Below are 18,810 nucleotides of genomic sequence, written 5' to 3'. Positions count from 1 at the left end.
AATAAAGCACCTTATGAAATACTTATCCCGATTTCCGGTGTAGTCGGGTCAGTTGATAAATCCAGGCAAAAAAGTGACGATTTCCGGCCAGGTGATGAAAAGCCCTGTTCCGATTATCAGTGCGATTAAAAAGGGCATCACTCCTTTGAAAACAGTTGTCAATCTCACTCCAGAGATAGCGCTGACTACATATACATTGACACCCACTGGGGGCGTTATAATTCCCATCTGGGAAATCAGAACTATGATGATTCCAAACCATATGGGATCGTATCCAAGATTTATCACAATGGGATAAAATACTGGTATAGTGAGCATAATCAACGCCAGGGAATCGATAAAACATCCTCCAATCAGGTAAACCAGGCAGATCATGGCCATTATAGCCCAGGGAGGTAGATTCAACCCTTCAACTAATCCTGCAAACTCAAGCGGAATACGGCTTAAAGCAAGAAAATGGCCAAAAAGGGTCGCGCCGGCGATGAGCATCAATACCATACAGGAAATAGTTAAGGTTTCATTGATCGCATGCCACAAATCCTCCCAACTCAATTTTTTTTGTATAAGGACGATGACCAGGATACTGAAGGACCCGACAGCACCTGCTTTTGTTGGCGTAAAGACACCAAAGAACATCCCCCCCATAACACACAGGAAAACAAGCATGGTCTCCCAGAGTTCAAAAAGAGATCCCAGCATTTCCTTGAAGGAAAAGCGTTCGCCCGGTGGACCTTGAGCGGGATAAAATCGACAATAAATAATGATGGCAAAGAGAAAGAATATCGTAATAATAATCGCAGGTATTATTGCAGCAATGAAGAGTTTTCCGATGGATTGCTGGGTGGCAATACCGTAGACAATCAACACAACACTGGGTGGCATTAAACTGCCCAGGCTGCCCCCGGCGGCTACTGCACCGGTGGACAACATAGGGCCGTAATTGTACCGCTTCATCTCCGGCATGGCGATGGTGCCCATAGTTGCGGCCGTTGCGGTAGCTGATCCACAAATGGCCCCAAAGGCTGAACAGGCTCCTACCGTAGCCATTGCCAGACCTCCGGTTATCCGGCCTAAAAACTTATTGGCAACGTCGTAGAGGCGACTGCTGGTACCCGCATAAAAGGCGATATATCCCATAAAAACAAACATTGGAATAAGCGTCAAACTATCGGATGAAAACACGCTGTAAATATCCCGCGACAAAAGTGTCAGGCTGGCCTGAAAGTTAGACAGATAACCAAATCCCAGAAACCCGACAAGCGCCATCACATACGCCACCGGCATGCGAGTAAACATCAACACCAGGAGAAGCCCAATCCCAATAAAGCCAACGAGCATAGATTCTGACATTTCTATTTCTCCATTTGCAGTGCTGTTAATAGTTCAAAGAAGATCACTACCGATTTGACAAACAATGCAAAGGCCACACCAAAAATGAGCAGATAAGCTGGAAACTGGAGAGTCATCGTAACCTCCCCAGCTGCACGCAATTCCAACGCATATTGATAGCATTGCCAGCCAATCAGGAAAAACAGTGCACAACTGACCGAGGTGATGAAAATATCGTTTACCTTTTTCATGGGACGGGTGAATTTGCTGTAAAGCAAATCCACTCCCACATGAGTTTTTGCGATGTGTGCCGCAGGGAGTGAAAATGCCAGGAGGATGGATGCCCACAAAGCTACCATTTCCTCAACGCCAAGAATCGGATAGCCAAAAAAACTGCCAACGACGTCTGCGCAGGTCAGCAGCATCATGCCGAGAAGACTTAGCCCTGCTATTTTCTTTAGTACATCTGAAAACCATTTCGTATACCTCATAATTTCACCTCAGGTTCCATGAAGGAGCATCCAAATCATTAGGATTACCAGAAAGTGTCCTTAAAGGTATTTGCTTTCAAATTTCCCTTTTTCGGCATCTTTAATACGTTTTTCTACGTATTTAATGACCTCTTTACCCGGCAATCCTTTGCTTTTGGTTTCTTCGATGTAACTGTCGATAACAGGTTGGACGGCTTTCCTCCATTTGGCAGCTTCCTTGGGGGGGATGCCGATAATGGTATTTCCTAGACTGAGGGAGTACTGAATTGCGCGACTGTCGACCTCTTCCCACGTTTTTCCATGCTTTGGCAACCATTGAGCATTGATTTTTTCTATAATCTTCTGGTCAGAATCATCGATCATTGCCCATTTGTCCTTATTCATGACTACAAAGAACCCAAGGGAATAAGAGATGGTGGAACAGACTATGTCACAGTCGACAACTTCAGCCAGTTTCCAGTCACTGCTCGCAGAGAAATCCCAAACCCCACCCTGAACGACCCCTTTTTGCAACGCCTGATAAAGTTCCGGCATAGGAAGTGCGCTGGGCGTCCCTCCCAGGTTTTTGAGCATATCTGCCGTGGGACCATGAGAGCGGAACTTCAAACCTTTAAAATCCTTCATTTCATGTATCTGATGCTTCTTGGTGTGCAAGACACCAGGTCCATGGGCGTGAAGATAGAGGACTTTGACATCGTCCAGTTCAGCTGGAGCGAATTTTTCGTAAACTTCGTTTATGATTGCGGTGTTGACCGGTCCGCTGGGATAGCCCATGGGCAGATTGATGAAATCCATTAAAGGAAATCTACCACGGCTATATTGGAGAATTGAAAACCCGATATCGGAAAGACCGGTTAACACTCCATCATAGGTCTGGGTTGCTTTGGTCAAGGTCTGGCCTGGATAGTAGGCTATTTTCACTCTACCTTCCGTCTGTTTTTCTACTTCTTTACACCAGGCTTCGGCCAACTTGCTCTGCACATGGTTTGGAGGAAAAAAACCACTGTAAGTTAATTGAACCTCTTTCGCGTAAGTAGGGTGCGGTGCGATTGTAATAATTGCTGTAAAAACGAATATTACCATCACGACGATTAATGAACGATGTTGTTTCATTGGTCCCCTCTCCAGGTCGATGTTTAGTGGTTATCTCATTACTTTTCCTGAGGCTTCAAAGCGTCAATTAACCTTTTTGCTCCTCCTTTTGGCATTGTTCACATTGTGAACGTTTATTCATATAACAAACACTATCAGTGTTTACAATGAGTGTCAACCAAAAAAACTCGCAATAACAGCAACGTAGTCAAAAGAATAAAGTATTCTCAACTATTTAATAAATAATATTTATTACAGCTTAATGATCAGTACATATTGCTCTACACAATGTGGACAACATGTTTAAAATAGTATTATGTTGATCTGATTCGAAAAACCGGTGGCGCTTAAGAAGAGTTTGACTATTCACATGAAAGAGCATTAGGATTTCCTCTGCGAGTTTAGGAGCAGCTTTGTAAGCAAAACTGGCGGCCCAATTACTCCTACTGCGCCAATATTCACAAATTTCTTTTTTCTCTTCGCGGGGTTCGTGTTCTGGCTTCGATGGTGATCCACCGTTTTTCGTATTGATGTTGTATTGTGTCTTTCAAATGGCTCGAAATTGAATTTCCCTACAATCTCCCAGCTTGGAAAAATGCGAACAATAGTCTGAATTTTTTAGAAAAATACTCATATTCTATATGAATCGAAAAATTGCCTAATCCTTTGTCAAAACCAGGATATTTCTATGAAAAATAACGACCTGACTAAACCTACGTATTTTGTTCAATCTGTGGATCGAGCAATCGATATCCTTGAATGTTTTACGTTTAGCCAGAAAGAACGTACGCTTAATGAGATTGTGCAACAAACTGAATTGAACAGAACAACAGTGATTAGATTGCTTTCTCATCTGATGAGTCGACACTACATAAAATATGATGATCGTAACAGAACCTACCAACTTGGAACAAAACTACTCGAACTAGGGGGTGTCGCTCTCTCATCAATATCCCTACGGAAAATTGCCGCACCTCACCTCACACGGTTGCGTAATGATCTAGGCCATACGATCCTTCTTGGTGAGAGGCACGGTGACAATTTGATATACATTGACAAACGTGACGGCAAAGGAGGTGTTCTGGTTGTCTCCTCGGAAATTGGTCGAAGAAGACCGCTGCACTTCGGTATGCTAGGTATGGTTTTAATGGCGTACCTGCCGAGAGAAGAACAGGAGTATCTGCTCAAGAAAGACCCATTACGGCCCTACACTCAGGTTAACATCACAGACAAGGACTCTTTTCTTAAAGTACTCTCCGAAATTCGGGAAAAAGGATATTACGTGGGGCGAGAAGATGCATTCGATGGCGTAGGTGGAATTTCAGCACCGATTAAAGACTACCGAAACAAAGTGGTAGCTGCACTGGGGTTCACAATGATGCTGTCGTTGTTGGATAGGCCGGGAGTAAAGGAAGAAATGCTCGAAAAGGTCAAGGAAGCAGCCTTGGCAATATCTCAAGACTTAGGCTACATAGCCGATTAGCAATACGATATAGGTGTCTGGATTTAATTACATTTATTGCTTCTCGCTATTGTCTTGACCAAGGACGCCACGCTTCCTTGACCACGTCCAAAAGCCTCCAAGGGCTGGAGAAGCTTTTCGAGATATTTCACACGTGATAATAGCCTGGAAACATCGGCACACGTCCATCTTGATGCCACTACTGGATCAGCGCTCAAAGAGTCGGCCAACGAGTGATTACCAGCCGCAGCAAAGCCATCAGCTTTGCCGCCGAAGCCTCGCCTCGCACAATGACCTCCTGATGGTCGACCACCTGGTTACGCATCCCGGTGCCCATGTTGGTGATACACGAAAGCCCAAGAACCTGCATGCCGCCATGGACCGCGACGATCACTTCCGGCACCGTCGACATCCCCACCGCATTGGCGCCAAGGATATTGATGGCCTTGATTTCGCCGGCCGTCTCATAACTCGGGCCCGGCATATAGAAATAGACGCCCTCTTTCAGCTCAATCCCCAGTTCCTTGCCACATTCACACGTCAGCTCCCTGACTCTTTTAGGGTACGGATCGGACATGTCGTTGAACCGTGGACCAAAAGAATCGATATTGACACCGCGCAAGGGACTATCACCATGCAGCTTAATATGATCGCGAATCACCATGATATCGCCAGGAGTAATTGCGGGATCGACACTACCCGCCGCATTCGTAACGATGAGATTTTCGACCTTAAGATACAAAAGGCAGCGGATTGGAAAAGCAACCTCCGCCATTGAGTAGCCTTCATAATAATGAAAGCGTCCCTGCATGGCCATAATGTAGATATTGTCAATCATCCCCACCACCAGCCGTCCCTTATGTCCCTCCACCGTCGATTCAGGGAAATGGGGGATTTCAGAAAAAGGGATTTCCACCCGTTCCTCAAGATTATCGGCAAAACCACCCAGGCCGGAACCAAGCACCACACAGAACTTTGGAATACCGCTGATTGCGCTTTGTATATACTCAGCGGCTTCAATAATTCTGTTCAGATCCACCTTCATATGTGATCGCCTTTCTCATAAATTTTACCGATAGCCGCTGGTGCCGTGGTTTTGCCCACAAAACTAACCAGAATCACCAACGTAAGAACATAGGGCAGCATGGCAAGCACATCTCCCGCGACCGGTACACCTTTTGCGCCGAGATAAATTTCGAACCCTTTTGCCGCACCAAAAAGAAGACAGGCAAGCAGAGCCCCCTGCGGCTTCCACTTTCCGAAGATCATCGCTGCAAGGGCAATAAACCCATGACCGGAAATAAGCGTATTGGAGAACCGCGACACCACCGCAATAGACATGGCAGCACCACCCATACCAGCAAAAAAGCCGGACATCATAACCGCCCCATAGCGAATCTTTATAACGTCGATACCAAGGGTATTTGCAGCCTCGGGATTTTCACCCACGGCCCGCACCCGCATTCCCAGTCTGGTTTTGTAGAGTACAAACCAGACCAGTGCCACCATGAAAAAGGCGAGGTACACGGTAGCGAACTGGTTGAACACTAACCCCATAAAACCTGAGGAGGAAAACATTTTCCCCTCCCCGAAAAGAAAAGCCAGTGGCTGTGGGATCTTATTTACCACCGTCAACGTCTGGGTTGCGCCATCAAAAACCAGACGACTGATAAAAAGCGCACTGCCAGCACCGAGAAAATTGATAGCGATACCGGAAACAATCTGTTCCGCGCGAAATGAAACACAGGCGATGGCATGGATCAGGCCCCAGAATGTCCCCCCAAACGCTGCACACAACAGCCCAAGCCAGGGACTCCCTGAAAAATACGCGACGGCCGCCCCGACAAAGGCCCCAAAAAACATCATCCCTTCCAGGCCGATGTTCACGACACCGGACCGTTCGGTGATAACGCCCCCAAGCGCTGTGAAAATCAAAGGGGTTGCGTACATCAGGGTCGTCCCGATGATAAAGCCGATATCCTGAATAATGAGCTCCATGCTGTCAACCCTTTTTGAATTTCAACAGTGTCTGGATCAGCTTCGGCATCGCGATAAACAGGATAATGGTGCCCACCACGATACTGATAACCTCAGTCGGTGCCCCTACCGCATCCTGAATCTTCGAGCCCCCATATTTCAGGCCGCCGAACAGGAAACCGGCCAGAACCGAACCGGGACCACTGTTGTTGCCGATAAGTGCCACCGCAATACCATCAAAACCATAGCCTTCCATAACCGCCAGCTTGGCAATCTTGTGGCTTACCCCCATTACCTGCAGGGCCCCGGCAGCGCCTGCCAACCCTCCGGCAATGGACATTGAGGTGACAATGCTTCTTTTGACATTGATACCGCCATATTCTGCGGCATGGGGGTTAAAGCCCACAGCGCGCAACTCATAACCCAGTGTGGTTCTGTTGAGGATGTACCAGACCAGCAATGCCAGTACAATCGCCACCACGATTCCCAGATTCACCGGCGCTTTCAGCACATCGCCCAGATACTCGTGACTGCGGATGAACTGGATGCCCTCTTTGGAAATTTTCCACTGGCTGAACAGATCAATTCGCGCGGTCTCCTGAATGGTGAAGGACTTGCCGGTTCCCGGCTTACCGAAACCACTCAAGGTGAGCGACCAGTTAGAGAGATAGAACGCTGTCCAGTTGAGCATGATAGTCGAGATAACCTCATGTACCCCAAATCTGGCTTTTATATAGCCTGCCAGGCCACCCCAGAGAGCAGCGGCCATCATCGCCAGCAACAGGCAAAGCGGCACATGCAGCCAGATCGGCAAATGCAACGCATAGCCAGCCATGGCCGCCACCATCGCCCCTACGATAAACTGCCCTTCCGCCCCGATATTAAAGAGACCGGTCCTCATGGCAAAGGCTACAGACAACCCGGTCATGATCAGGGGCGTAGCGTAGATGATGACGTAAGCGATATACTTGGGTTTGGAAAAGGTTCCCTTCAAGATAGCCCCGTACGCCTCAAACGGGTTGAAACCCGCAACCACGAGGACAATGCCCCCTACCGTAAAGCCCAAGATGATGGAGACCACCGTCAATCCGATGGGTCCACGCAGAAACAATGCTTTCAATCGTCCTGAAATCATGATTTAAGCCGTTCCTCCCGCCATCAGTAGCCCCACCTCGTTTTCATCGACACCCTCGGCATCAAGAATCCCGACAATTTTGCCCTCATAGATCACCGCGATCCGATCGGAAACATTTAGTACTTCATCGAGTTCAAAGGAGATGAGGAGTACCGCTTTCCCTCTATCGCGCTCCGCCACCAAAGCTCTGTGTACATACTCGATAGCCCCCACATCAAGGCCGCGTGTCGGCTGAGCCGCGATCAACAGTTCCGGCTCGTGGGAAACCTCACGGGCAATAATCATCTTCTGCTGGTTACCGCCCGACAACGCTCGTGCTGGGGTGGCCGGGTGCTGCGGGCGGATATCAAATTTTTCAATCAACCGTTCAGCGTTTTGGTAAATATTGTCCCATAACAGCGAAAACCTTTTGGAAAATGGCGGCTTACCATAACTTTGCAAGATCAGGTTCTCGGCAATATCAAACTCGAAGACCAGCCCCCTCTTTTGACGGTCTTCCGGAATATGGGCAATTTTATGTTCCTCGATGATTTTACCGGGTGAGAGATTGGTAATGTTTTTTCCCCGCATGATAATAGAACCACTTTTCACCTTGCGAAGCCCTGTCAGCGCCTCGATCAGTTCACTCTGCCCGTTGCCGTCCACGCCGGCAATCCCGAGGATTTCGCCTTTACGCAGCTTAAGATCGAGCCCGTCAACGGCCGGGAGGCCTCTGCCGCCTTCAACGCACAGCCCTTGAATTTCTAAAATCGTTTCACCTGGAACCTGCTTCTTTTTCTCTACCTTGAAACTCACCTCCCTCCCCACCATCTTGGCCGCCAGTTCCGCTTCGCTTACGGTGTTCACATCCACCGTATCAACATGAAGGCCGCGCCGGATAATGGTGCAGAAATCGGCTACCTGCTTGATCTCGCCTAGCTTGTGTGTGATGATAATTATCGACTTTCCGGCCTCGGTCAGGTTACGAATAATTCCAACCAGCTCCTGAATCTCCAGCGGTGTCAATACTGCCGTCGGCTCATCGAGGATCAGGATCTCGGCCCCACGATAAAGGGTTTTCAATATTTCCACTCGCTGCTGACTGCCCACTGAAAGATCCTGGATCAGTGCTTTGGGATCGACGGCAAGACCATACCGTTCAGACAATTCGGCCACCTCGCGTTCGGCCGTCTCCATATCCAGCACTCCGAAACTGCGCGTCGGCTCATTTCCAAGGACAATGTTTTCAGTGACGGTAAAGGTCTCCACCAGCATAAAATGTTGATGGACCATGCCGATACCATGGCGGATGGCAACATTGGGGTCGGTTACCTTAAGCTCCCGACCATTTATCCTGATCGTGCCGGAGGTCGGCTGCAATATCCCATAAAGGATATTCATCAGGGTAGTCTTGCCCGCCCCGTTCTCCCCCAACAGCGCGTGCACTTCGCCCCGATGGACCTTGAGATTGATGGCGTCGTTAGCGACAAAATCACCAAATTTCTTGGTAATCGTCGTCATCTCAACAGCCGTATGTGAAAAATCGATAGCGTTCAATGTATTCCTCTTGTAAGGCAACCATCGGCCCGCACAATCACAGGCCGATGGTCAGTGCAGTTATGCAAGACAAGTTGAGCTGCCTATCATTTTTTCATAAAGCTGTTGTAGTCTGCTTCTGTGGCGGGAACCACAATCTCACCCGCCTTGATTTTGGCGATCAAGCTGTCCACTTCGGCAAGAATCTCCGGTGGAACATGTTTACCCGTAGTTGGAGCGATGCCCACGCCCTCGTTGGAAAGGTTGTAGACAACGGCTTTACCGCCCTCGAATTTACCTTCCTGCAGATCCGCAGCCATACTAAACAGAGCGTTGTCCACCCGTTTCATGGCAGAGGTCAGGACGTTGTCGGGGGCAAGGTAGTTCTGATCCTTATCCACACCGATCGCCCACTGCTTTCGCTCTTTGGCGGCTTCAATCACGCCATCGCCGACACCGCCGGCCGCATGAAAGACAATATCCGCACCCTGTTGGAGCATATTGGTGGTAATCGCCTTGCCTTTCGCGGCATCGGTGAAGGATTCAGCATACTGACGGAGCACTTCCACATCGGGATTGGCCATCTTCACGCCAGCCATATAGCCATACTCAAACTTCTCGATAACCGGAAATTTAATACCGCCGACAAAACCAACTTTGTTGCTTTTTGTCATCTTCCCTGCGATATAGCCGACAAGGAACGACGGTTGTTCTTCCTGGAAGACAGCACAGGCAATGTTTGGCAGCGTCTCTTCACCATAACAGAAATCGACGATAGCATACTTCTGATCCGGGTTAACCTGGGCAGTCGACTTGACCGCATCACCCATCAAAAAGCCAATACCCCAGATGAGGTCATAGCCCGCGTCAGTGAGGGTCTCGAGGTTTGGTGCATAGTCGGCGTCCTGTTTGGACTCTTTATAACCGATCTTGGCACCAAGTTCCTTCTCGGCTCGCTGCAGTCCCTCCCATGCCGATTGGTTGAACGACTGGTCATTCACCCCACCGACATCAGTGACCATTCCGACAGACACCCCTTCGCCCACCGCCGGGCCGGCAAAACCGACCATCACCGTCAACAGACCGGCCGCACATAACGCGATTGTCTTCCTCATGAGCTCTCTCCTTGTTCTTGATTATTATCGGACTTTACAAACGACGTCCCCATTGCCGGAGAGGCAAGCCCGAAGAATCGGGCAACACTCTCGGCCACATCGGTTAAACTTTTTCGTACACCAAGATTGGTTGGTTTGAATTTGCGGCAAAACGCCAGCAACGGCACATACTCCCGGGTATGATCCGTTCCAGGAAATCCTGGGTCGCAGCCATGATCGGCGCTGATCAGCAGAAGATCATCGTCGGCCAACAGACTCAGGATCTCCGGTAATCGTGAATCAATCGAGGCAACGGAATCGTGATAGCCACGGATATCCCGCCGGTGACCATAGAGCATATCGGTATCGATCAGGTTGACGAAGATAAACTGATCGCATTGACAGGAAGCAGCAAGCACTGACTGCAGGCGGTCAAGACAGGCAACATTGCCACGATCATGATGACTGACGCGAATCCCCTGCTCCGAAAAGATGTCTCCGATCTTGCCTATGGCGACCGTTTCAACACCATTGTCAAAAAGCAGCTCTAAAACAGTTCTGGTTGGCGGCTGCATGGAAAAGTCCCTTCTTGCGGCCGTGCGGGTGAAACTGCCTGGTTGGCCGGTAAAGGGTCGGGCGATGACCCTGCCGATCCGGTAAGGATCGGCGAGTTCTCTGGCAATTACGCAAATGGCATGGAGTTCAGCGACAGGTACCACAGCATCATGGGCAGCAATCTGCAAAACGGAATCGGCCGAGGTGTAGACGATAATACCTTCACCGGCCAGATGGCGGGGCCCCAGCTCCTCTATGATGGTGGTCCCCGAGCCGCCCCGGTTACCGAGTATGGCATGGCCGCATCTGGAGCTCAGCCGGTCGAGCAATTCGGCAGGAAAGGATGGATAGCTGAGAGGAAAGGTCTGAAAAGGCGGATCCAGCTTCACCCCCGCCAGTTCCCAGTGTCCGGTGATGGTATCCTTGCCCCTTGAGGCTTCCGCCAACGCCCCAAAACTGGCTTTAGGCTGCTCAACGGGCTCGCAGCCTGGCAGGATGTGTCCGAGCAGGCCGGCACAATTTCCAAGCCCCATTTTTCTTAAATTGGGCCAATTCACTTCGGGCGATGCTTCACAAATATGTAAGGCAGTATTGGCCCCGCTGTCGCCATATTCGGCGGCATCTGGCTGGGCACCGATACCGAAACTGTCTATGACCAGCAGGACCGCCCTCATGATCCTGTGACGCTCAGCAATTCCTTCAGAATGGACACCCCGGCACTTGCCCCCAACCGGTCAGCTCCCGCAGCAATCATCCTTTTCGCATCATTAAGCGTTTTGATCCCGCCCGAGGCCTTCACCTGCATCGATTCCCCCACCGTTCTACGGATCAGGGCCACATCTTCCTCGGTGGCACCTCCTCCGGCGAAACCGGTGGAAGTTTTGACAAAATGTGCACCAGCCGCCTGCGCCAACTTGCAAGCCGTAACCTTGTCTTCTTCCGTTAAGAGGCAGGTCTCGATGATCACTTTGACAACCCGCCCCCCGGCAGCGGCGACAACCCCTTCGATATCATGTACCACCTGCCCGAAGCCCCCCTCTTTCAAGGCGCCGACATTGATGACCATGTCAATTTCATCGGCGCCGTCCGCCACCGCCCTGGCGGTCTCCTGTGCCTTAATTTCACTGGTATTCGCCCCAAGCGGAAAGCCCACCACCGAACAGACCTTTACCGGCGTCGCCGTCAGCATACTCTTTACAAGTTGAACGTGAATCGGGTTGACGCAGACACTGTAGAACCCATATTCGATGGCCTCTTCGCAAAGCTTTTGCACTTCTTCGGAGCTGACGGCGGGTTTGAGTAGGGTATGGTCGAAATAGCCGGCGAGTTGTGTTGCCTGCATGGTTGCTCCTTATTATTCAGGATATGACGGCATGGATAAGCGGTCTTTTAACCGGTGGTTTATCGCCCAGCACCAGCGCGCCTATAAAGCGACTTCGTGCCTCTTCAAGCTTTGTAGTATCGTTTACATGAAAGATGGCGAGTTCCTCGCCCTCATTGACATAATCGCCGAGCCGTTTTTTCAGCCAGATGCCGACAGTAAGATCGATGGTATCCGCCTTGGTGGCCCGCCCGGCTCCGAGCAAGAGTGCCGCCATGCCAATCTCGCCTGTAGCAATCTCACGGATATAACCTGATTTCGGAGACGTCACAGATACCATTGAGGCGGCGCGGGGAAGCAATGACGTATTGGCACAGACACCCGCATCGCCTCCCTGCGCGGTTATCATAGCGGCCAGTGTGTCCAGGGCGCGCCCGGAGCCGAGGGCATCCTCTGCCATCTGCCTCGCCGCCTGTTCATCTTCTGCCATATCCGAGAGCAGGAGCATGCGGGCCGCAAGGGTAAGTGACACCTCGCACAGATCACCCCGGTATTTTCCGCTCAGGACCTCGATCGCCTCCACAACTTCGAGGCTGTTCCCCACCGCATTGCCCAGCGGCTGATTCATATCGCTGACCAAGGCCTCTACTTTTTTTCCCGCCGTCCTGCCGATAGAGACCATGGCCCGCGCCAGACATTCGGCGTCATTTTTGGTCTTCATAAAGGCGCCGTTACCCATCTTGACATCAAGGACAATTGTGTCGCTGCCGCTTGCCAGTTTTTTACTCATGATGGAAGCGGAGATAAGCGAAATATTGTCAATCGTGCCGGTAGTATCGCGAAGCGCGTAGAGCATTTTGTCAGCCGGGACCAATGCGCTGGTCTGGCCGATGATCGACAGGCCGCAATCAGCGACAATGTGCCGAAACCGGTCCATCTCTATTTCAGTGGAAAAACCGGGAATCGAATCAAGTTTGTCGAGGGTACCCCCCGTATGACCGAGGCCCCGACCGGACATTTTCGCCACCTTCAAACCGCAGGCAGCGACAACAGGGGCAGTTATCAGTGTTGTGGTATCGGCAACACCACCGGTGGAATGCTTGTCAGCAATGGTGCCCGCGATGGCCGAAAGATCAATCGTATCTCCGGAGTCCCGCATGGCAAAGGTCAGATCCGCGGTCTCCCGCTCGTCCATTTTCTGAAACCAGATGGCCATCAGCATAGCGGCCGCCTGATAATCAGGGATACGCCCCTCGACATAACCGGAAACAAAAAAACGTATCTCGTCCTCCGATAGACGTCCACCGTTGCGTTTTTTAAGAATAAGATCGACGAAGTGCATGTTTCCCTTTTTTTATATTTCTTTCGGGGATACACAACATCTCTTCTACGTTTTCCCGAAATGAAACTGAATCTCCGCCTGGCTGATGCTGTTTCTACCTGTCATATTTATCGTGTTATCTAATGATTTTCAATATTTTCACGCATCAATTGCGTTTATACCGGATCACATGAATATCCGAAACCAATTCGTTGAAGAAGCAGCACTATACAAATATCAGTATCTCTACCGCATATGCTGCCGCCTAATACACGTATGGTTTAGTCCGATATATTCCAAATGGTTAGCCAGGCGAAGTGAGGTTTTTTATACTTTGTTGAAATTTCCTGCCCTAAATCAGGTAGATGGGCTATCACATCTGCAACACTCCCGGCCAAATCTTCGAGAAGAGTTTCTACGCCTGGAAAGGAACGTAGATGAACAAACATGAGGGAAATACATCAAAGATGCCATTTTTATGGGCAATTGAGATCAGTTTTTCTCATCAAGTACTCTCCTGATGAGGCTGGCAATGTCTTTTGTCGCCAGCGGCTTCATCGCAAATCCTTTGATCCCTATCATTTTCGATTTTTCCTCTGTGATCTGGCTGCTGAAACCTGTGCAGATGATTATGGGCATTGCAGGCCGTATCTGTAATATGCGACGTGCAAGATCACTTCCGGTCATACCTGGCATAGTCTGATCGGTTATGATCAGGTCGAACTGATCAGGCTGCTTGCGTATGGTTTCCAAGGCATCAGTGCTGCTTGTCTCTATTGTTACCGTATAGCCAAGCCTCTCCAGCATGTTTTTTCCCAATTCAGCCAAGACCTGCTCATCGTCAATAAAAAATATACGTTCATGACCGCCCTGGATGAGGTCTGCAGATTCTTTTTCAGCCTCAGGTAAGCGCTCATCTTCATGGATAGGCAGATAAACATGAAAAGTCGTCCCCTCACCGGGAATACTTTTACAGGAGATAAACCCACCCGCGCGTTGTACTATTCCATGGGTAATGGCCAGGCCCAATCCTGTCCCTTTGCCAACTTCTTTCGTGGTGAAATACGGATCGAAAATTTTATCCATGATTTCCGGGGCAATACCAATGCCTGTATCACTAACTGAAATCTGGACAAAATGCCCAGGATGTACCTGCGGATAACCAATCATATCTGATACGGAGAGCTCTTTGTTTTTCAGCGAAATGGTCAGCGTCCCTCCTGTTGCTTCCATGGCGTGGAAGGCATTGGTGCAGAGATTGGTCAATATTTGATGAATCTTGGTGGGATCAGCTACAACCTGCCCTACCTCCGGGGTGATATCAAACTGAATGTCAATTGTAGTGGGAAGTGATGATCGAAGCATTTTCACCGCTTCATTTATAATCACAGCCGGTTGCAGAACACTCTCCTCGGTCTCTGTCTGGCGGCTAAAGGCAAGAATCTGCTTGACCAGCTCTTTAGCTCTTTGGCCTGCCTCGACAACCCTGTCGATATGCTGTTTCATAGGCGACCCTGGTTCGCAATCCAGCTTTATCAATTCTGCGTAACCCAGAACAGCCGCAAGAATATTGTTGAAATCGTGGGCAATACCGCCAGCAAGAGTTCCGATCGATTCCATTTTTTGCGCTTGCCGAAGAGTAATCTCGAGTTGCTTTCGATCGGTGATGTCCTGAAACGTCCCTTTGACTCGAACGCACCGATTATGCAGAAACTCGGGATGCCCGATTATACGTGCCCAGAAAAGTTGCTCCTTGGCTGTGTTGCATTGCAATTCAAGATCAAACGGTTCTCCGGTTTCAATGGCTCGCTGGTATGCCTGCTGAAGCACCTCACGGTCTTTTGGCGGGTAATAGTCCAAATGCTCATTAGGTGAAGAGGTGGAGTCTTCATCCAATTCCATGATGCGATATATTTCTTCTGTCCAGACAGTGCGCCGCCCAATGAGATCATGCTCCCAGCCGCCGATCCTCGCAATTCTCCCCATCTCGTTTAAGAGCTGCTCCCTGTTTCTGAGCAAACCTTCCATTTTCTTTCGCTCAATCACTTCAGCTTCGAGCTCGTCGCGTGACGCCATGGTCGTCGTCAATTCCTTGATCATCCGGTCAAGAACACGTGCCAAATTTCCAATCTCATCTTCACTGCTGGTATCAATTTCCGTGTCGAGGCGCCCCATTGAGATTGATCGCGCCGAACTCTCCAGGCGTGCCAGGGGCTGAAACAGATACTTCCTGGACAGAACAAACATGGTGGCAAATATTCCTGAAATGATAAAGGAAAGGACAAGAATAGCGATGCCACTGCTTTGCATCACAATACGCTTAACACCTTCACGGGATAGAGCAAGATGGAGTTTTCCGATCACAAGCCCCTGGTACAAAATATCCGCCTGTTGTGTGAGAAACGAGCTGGATGATGTGAAATAATCGAAACCCTTTTCTTCTAAACCTCTTCTTGCCTTTTGCTTTACCAATTGATTTTCTGCATAGACACTTGCAAAGACGACACCTTCATAATGAAACAGGGAGTCGAGATAATCATCGATATACTCATGGTTATATTGCCACAAGGCGCTGGAAAGCCCATTGACCGCCAGCCGCGACAGGCTATTGAGCTGCAATTGCAGATCTTTCTCAAGAGACCTGCTAGTGTAAGCAATAAATATGACGGATAAAATGACAAAAGTTCCCCCAACCACTGCGGCGAGGTTGTAGGTAAAACGCTGTCGAATGCTTCTTGGTTTGGGCAATAAACGCACGAGGCTCCCCTTGGGGCCAGGAAAATTATTCGAACATATCCTGTCCGTCGCTCAACATTTTCTGAAATGCCTGGTCGACAATGGTCTCGATTTCCCCTTGCGTGGCCATATCCGCAAGGACGACATCGAGCTTGTCTGCCAGGTCTTTGTTTCTTTTATGGACAAAATGGAAGAGCGGTCTGGCATACAACGGCTGGCCGACAGCATGAATGCCACTGTCTGGGAAATATTTCTGAATGACCATTTGTCCTGATCGCCGTCCCGCCACGGCTATTTCAATGCGTCGGTCTGCCAGGAGCTTGAACATGTGGTGCATATTCTCAGCAAAAAACGGATTCATGCCTTCTGTGCCGATCGTTGAATAGCGTTCGCCTCGAATCACACCAATTTTCAACCCTTTAAGATCGCTCCAGCTGCTGATTTTTCGCGTTACGGATTTTGTATACGCCATGCCTTCAAACTGTATTACCGGGGAAGGTACGGCGATCAAGTTTGGATAGACCGTTTCCGTCCCCTTAATTCGGGCGATATCGCCGTCTGTCTTGCCAAGGTTTGCGAATTCAAGTGATCTTTTTGCTGGAAGATGTTGAAATTGCACGTCATAGCCAATGCGCATGTACGCTTCTCGCAGTACCTCTCTTGCTGCTAAATGGATTGGGACGTCCTCTCCTGAAAGTGTTACAGACCTGTGTCCTCCGAGGATCAGCTCATCATAAATTTTCTGGATCTCGTCCAGTTCTCCTGGGTCGGAATGGTACATCTTTTGTATTTCCAGATATTGAGGTGTGCGTTTCAAGCCATCAATCATTGTGTCGATATCGTGAATCACCGCAAAGCCCCATGGGGTTTTCGGGGCGGCAATGTATGCAGGAATGTACCGGGGCAATTCAGCGATGCGGACGCTGCCAAGGGATTGTTCACCTTGCAGCTGCTGGGTATTCACCAGATAGTCCACAACAACTGGGTATTCAATAGTATAGTCAACACGGCCGGCCAGGATCATTTTCACAATATTTTCAATGGCCAGGGCTTTCCGGTCAAAGTTGGCATCAGCACCGCCCTTATCCAGAATGTCATCGAGTTGTGCAGAGTAGGAGCGCGTTGGCTCCAGGATGCCGTGGAATCGTTTGTCTTTGATAAAATCTGCTAATGCAACTGACTCAGGGTTACCCAACTGTTCAAGGGTTGAGCGTTTCATGATGATGCGATGAGGGAGGGCAAATGAGATGACTTGTGAAAATACGGCTATTTCGGTTCGCTGATCGGTTTTGATAGCCATGCTGTTGAGCACGTGCTTCCCGGCTTTAATATCTTCCCAGAACCGCGACCAGTTCATCTCGATATTTTGATGCTCATACTGGGGAAGCTGCGCCTGGAACAGGTTGATATAGACATCAAACCTTCCCTTGCCGGCATCCTCTCCATGCAGGATCTGATAAGGGGGCCAGTGAACCTTCTGCCAATAAATTGTATCCTTTGCCAGGGTAATGCAGGGCCATACAATGCCGAGCATAGCTAACACGAGGAGTATTTTTCGATTCATCGGCTTTTCCTCTGACAAAATGTCCCATATCACTGCCTACGGGCTTTACAGTTCCCACAGGGTTCGAGAGCTGACGAATAATCTCCTATAAGGGTACAGGAAAAAGTACTGAATTAATAGAGCCTGCATTCCATCCAGAGCTCTTCGTTTAAGATAATAAAATCATCACAAAAGGTGTTAGGTCTTCAATATGGGCGTCAAATTACTGCCACGTACTATCTCAAAGGCAAGGCACGTGGCAATTTTTGAATACTCAAGACACATCTTGAGTCTAGTTATGCTCTCACGCAGAGAGCTGACGCTACAGGCCTGTAAAAGAAGAAATCTCTGCTGTACCGGGCGAGAGTCAATGCCGCCCCTTTGGATCTATGCGGAGTATGGAACAGGGGAGACCTTGGAGGATCGCACTCAGATAGCTCTGGAAAAATTGAAACTGGACGACCCTGACGAGCGATACAAAACCAAAATTATATCCCGCATCTGTTTCCTAAAAATCTTCCGGCCGGTACACATCAAAAAATGTCTTTTCGCCAATGAGCGAATCGATCTCCCACTGGATTTTCTGGACATCGTTGTTACTCATCCACTCTATCCAGTCGTCGGCAGTCTTCCATTCGCTGATGACGATATATTCTCCGGGATCGTTGAGACTTGAATAGGTCGATCTCGAGATGAACCCCCGGCTGTTTTGAGCCAGTTCCTGAAGATTTTTCAACAAGGGAATCAGCTTCTCCTTCTGCGAAACCCTGAATACCCTGCGACTGATTACTTTGACATACATGAAATTCCCCCTGAGATGATGTTTTCTGGACTGGTTTCCTTGGCTCGGCGAAAAGCACTTCTCTGAAAACATGAGTAGTGTATCACTGGATCAGGCAAATGCCAAATGGTTGGATCAATGAGGGAGTAAGTATCCACCGGCAAAGCCGGTGGCTTTAGATTTTGGACCGCTCAAAGCGGTATGTTAAACAAATTTACTGACCACCATTGGGTGGTCGCTTATTTAAAGAGCGATAGCTGTTCGACACGATGGTCTTCTTTTTCTTGTTCCCGGATATATGCCCGAACAACCTCTTCGTCGGTGCCGACAGTTGAGACAAAATAACCCCGTGCCCAAAAGTGCATCCCACTGTAGTTCTTCTTCTGCCCAAGGTAGTTTCGTGCAATGTGGATTGCGCTCTTTCCTTTCATACACCCAACCACCTGGGACACAGCATA

The 18,810-nt window shown here is 49.2% G+C and carries 16 protein-coding genes; 1 reads left to right on the top strand and 15 read right to left on the bottom strand.

The features are described from left to right. Positions 1 to 48: 48 nt before the first annotated feature. From BUF15_RS22370 to BUF15_RS22360, 3 genes are all read right to left on the bottom strand, one after another. Positions 49 to 1,350 (bottom strand): TRAP transporter large permease, encoded by a 1,302-nt coding sequence (locus tag BUF15_RS22370; RefSeq protein WP_073615961.1) that lies wholly within the window; start codon positions 1,348 to 1,350, stop codon positions 49 to 51. A gap of 2 nt (positions 1,351 to 1,352) precedes the next feature. After that, positions 1,353 to 1,757, bottom strand: a complete 405-nt coding sequence (locus BUF15_RS22365; RefSeq protein ID WP_159441355.1) for a TRAP transporter small permease — start codon at positions 1,755 to 1,757, stop codon at positions 1,353 to 1,355. Positions 1,758 to 1,880: 123 nt separating this feature from the next. Further along, complete coding sequence (locus tag BUF15_RS22360; protein WP_073615957.1) at positions 1,881 to 2,933, bottom strand: TRAP transporter substrate-binding protein; 1,053 nt, start codon at positions 2,931 to 2,933, stop codon at positions 1,881 to 1,883. Positions 2,934 to 3,600: 667 nt separating this feature from the next. Here BUF15_RS22360 and BUF15_RS22355 point away from each other — a divergent pair. After that, positions 3,601 to 4,395, top strand: a complete 795-nt coding sequence (locus BUF15_RS22355; RefSeq protein WP_073615955.1) for an IclR family transcriptional regulator — start codon at positions 3,601 to 3,603, stop codon at positions 4,393 to 4,395. 193 nt (positions 4,396 to 4,588) lie between these two features. Here BUF15_RS22355 and BUF15_RS22350 read toward each other — a convergent pair whose 3' ends face one another. From BUF15_RS22350 to BUF15_RS22295, 12 genes are all read right to left on the bottom strand, one after another. After that, a complete protein-coding gene (locus BUF15_RS22350) occupies positions 4,589 to 5,419 on the bottom strand; it encodes a purine-nucleoside phosphorylase (RefSeq protein ID WP_073615953.1) in 831 nt (276 codons plus the stop codon). Further along, positions 5,416 to 6,372, bottom strand: coding sequence for an ABC transporter permease (locus BUF15_RS22345; RefSeq protein ID WP_073615951.1), 957 nt, complete (start codon positions 6,370 to 6,372; stop codon positions 5,416 to 5,418). Before BUF15_RS22345 ends, BUF15_RS22350 begins: the two co-directional genes overlap by 4 nt. Before the next feature lie 4 nt (positions 6,373 to 6,376). Continuing rightward, a complete protein-coding gene (locus BUF15_RS22340) occupies positions 6,377 to 7,486 on the bottom strand; it encodes an ABC transporter permease (RefSeq protein WP_073615949.1) in 1,110 nt (369 codons plus the stop codon). Positions 7,487 to 7,489: 3 nt separating this feature from the next. Beyond that, the gene (locus BUF15_RS22335) at positions 7,490 to 8,986 is read right to left on the bottom strand and encodes an ABC transporter ATP-binding protein (RefSeq protein ID WP_073616011.1); all 1,497 of its coding nucleotides are present in this window, start codon (positions 8,984 to 8,986) and stop codon (positions 7,490 to 7,492) included. A gap of 122 nt (positions 8,987 to 9,108) precedes the next feature. After that, positions 9,109 to 10,116: a BMP family lipoprotein gene (locus tag BUF15_RS22330; protein ID WP_073615947.1), complete on the bottom strand. Its 1,008-nt coding sequence runs from the start codon at positions 10,114 to 10,116 to the stop codon at positions 9,109 to 9,111. After that, a complete protein-coding gene (locus tag BUF15_RS22325; protein ID WP_073615945.1) occupies positions 10,113 to 11,324 on the bottom strand; it encodes a phosphopentomutase in 1,212 nt (403 codons plus the stop codon). The genes BUF15_RS22330 and BUF15_RS22325 overlap by 4 nt, the downstream gene beginning before the upstream one ends. Next, a complete protein-coding gene (gene deoC / locus BUF15_RS22320) occupies positions 11,321 to 11,992 on the bottom strand; it encodes a deoxyribose-phosphate aldolase (protein ID WP_073615943.1) in 672 nt (223 codons plus the stop codon). The genes BUF15_RS22325 and deoC overlap by 4 nt, the downstream gene beginning before the upstream one ends. A 16-nt stretch (positions 11,993 to 12,008) precedes the next feature. After that, positions 12,009 to 13,313, bottom strand: a complete 1,305-nt coding sequence (locus tag BUF15_RS22315; protein WP_073615941.1) for a thymidine phosphorylase — start codon at positions 13,311 to 13,313, stop codon at positions 12,009 to 12,011. Between the two features lie 471 nt (positions 13,314 to 13,784). Then, positions 13,785 to 16,049, bottom strand: coding sequence for an ATP-binding protein (locus BUF15_RS22310; RefSeq protein ID WP_073615939.1), 2,265 nt, complete (start codon positions 16,047 to 16,049; stop codon positions 13,785 to 13,787). A 25-nt stretch (positions 16,050 to 16,074) separates the two neighbouring features. Beyond that, the gene (locus BUF15_RS22305) at positions 16,075 to 17,592 is read right to left on the bottom strand and encodes a TIGR02285 family protein (RefSeq protein ID WP_073615937.1); all 1,518 of its coding nucleotides are present in this window, start codon (positions 17,590 to 17,592) and stop codon (positions 16,075 to 16,077) included. Positions 17,593 to 18,079: 487 nt separating this feature from the next. Next, positions 18,080 to 18,373, bottom strand: a complete 294-nt coding sequence (locus BUF15_RS22300; protein ID WP_073615934.1) for an antibiotic biosynthesis monooxygenase family protein — start codon at positions 18,371 to 18,373, stop codon at positions 18,080 to 18,082. 218 nt (positions 18,374 to 18,591) lie between these two features. Further along, the coding region (locus tag BUF15_RS22295) for a transposase (protein ID WP_200802455.1) at positions 18,592 to 18,810 on the bottom strand (219 nt) is incomplete at its 5' end.

Source organism: Desulfopila aestuarii DSM 18488, from assembly GCF_900143695.1.
Lineage (GTDB): Bacteria > Desulfobacterota > Desulfobulbia > Desulfobulbales > Desulfocapsaceae > Desulfopila > Desulfopila aestuarii.
This window is presented reverse-complemented; position numbering and strand designations above follow the sequence as displayed.